Below are 1,737 nucleotides of genomic sequence, written 5' to 3'. Positions count from 1 at the left end.
AAACGCCCATAAGCTCAAACCGTCGGAGCTGTCTTGGTAAAGGATTCCCGTTTAAAGCGCTTGACCGCAAGCTGCTGCGCGATCTGCGCTTGATGTGGAGCCAGGCCCTGACCATCGCGCTGGTGGTCGCCAGCAGCGTGGCGGGCTTCATTACCAGTTTCAGCGCTTTTGAGTCGTTGTCGTGGTCGCGCGATCTGTATTACGCCGATGCCCGTTTTGCCGATGTGTTTGCCACGCTCAAACGGGCGCCGCTCGCGCTGGAACGCCAGTTTGAGAGCATTCCCGGCGCAGCCCACGTGGAGACCTCGTTGAGCGAGGTGGTGCCGATCACCATACCGAACGTGGCGGATCCCATCATTGGTCGCCTGATTGGGCTTGACGCGCGGGCACCCCAGCGCCTGAACAAGGTAAACCTGCGCAGCGGGCGCATGATCGAGGGGCATCACACGGGGGCCATCGAAGCGCTGGTGTCCGAAGGCTTTGCCGTCGGTCGCCAGCTCAAACCCGGTGACCGGATTGGCGCGCTGATCAACGGCCGACGCGAGGAACTGCTGATTGTGGGGATTGCACTCTCGCCCGAGTACATCTTCGCGGGCATGGCGGGTTCGCCCGATCAACGCGGCTTCGGCGTCTTCTGGGTCGACCGGCAGGCGCTGGCTGCCGCCTACAACATGGAGGGCGCATTCAACCAGGTGGCAGTGCGCCTTGGCCCCGGTGCCACCGAGGGGCCCGTCATCGACCATCTGGACCGCTTACTCACACCCTACGGCGGGACTAGCGCCCATGGCCGCGATCAACAGATGTCGCACATGATTCTCAACTCCGAGATCAAGGAGCAACGGGTGCTGGGCACGGTGCTGCCCAGCATTTTCCTGGCCGTGGCCGGGTTTCTGCTCAATGTCGTGCTCAGCCGGCAGATTGCGACGCAGCGTGAACAAATCGCCGCCCTGAAGGCGCTGGGCTACGAGAACCGGGCCATTGGTCTGCACTATTTGAAACTGGTGCTGGTCATTGTGGTGTTGGGACTGGCCTTGGGTCTGGCCTTGGGGGCCACGCTGGGGCACTGGTTCGTGGGGATTTATGCCGATGTGTTCCGCTTTCCGGAGTTGCGCTACCGCGTCAAACCGGTGCTGATTCTGGCGGCGGTCGGCGTTGCCATGTCGGCGGCCGTGCTGGCTACGCTCAACGCTATTCGGGCCACCGTGCAACTGGCCCCCGCCGAAGCCATGCGCCCTCCCGCTCCCGGTCTGTACAAACCGATGCTGATTGAGCGCTGGGGCTTGCAGCACTGGTTCTCCCCTGCGCTTCGCATGATTTTGCGCACCATGGAACGCCGACCGCTGCGTACCGGGCTGACCATTTTCGGCATTGCCGTGGCGATGGCGATCGTGATCACCGGTGCGTTCTGGCGTGACTCTATCGCGGTCTTGATGGACACGCAGTTCAACCAGGTGCTGCGCGGCGACGTTTCCATCGGGTTCATTGAAGCCACGCCGGCCCGCATCCAGCATGAAATGGCCAAACTGCCGCACGTCACGGCAGTGGAAGGAGCGCGAAGTGTTTCCGCACGGCTTGTCAACGCCAATCACAGCTGGCGCGGCGCCATCCAGGGAAAAGCTGAACAGCCCGAATTGCACCGCATCGTCGGTCTGGAACACCAGGTTTTCAAACCGCCGCACAACGGACTACTCCTGACCGACCGACTGGCCGATCGGCTCCAAGTCAAGCCGGGCGACA

The 1,737-nt window shown here is 62.5% G+C and carries 1 protein-coding gene; it reads left to right on the top strand.

The window, feature by feature from the left end:
• Window positions 1–1,737: ABC transporter permease (locus B3V69_RS18960; protein ID WP_349679234.1), on the top strand; the 1,737-nt coding region annotated here is incomplete at both ends.

This window comes from Rhodoferax sp. UBA5149 (assembly GCF_002413825.1).
Classification (GTDB): domain Bacteria; phylum Pseudomonadota; class Gammaproteobacteria; order Burkholderiales; family Burkholderiaceae_C; genus Rhodoferax.
Note: the sequence above shows the minus strand (reverse complement) of the source record. Positions and strands in the feature narration are given on the sequence as shown.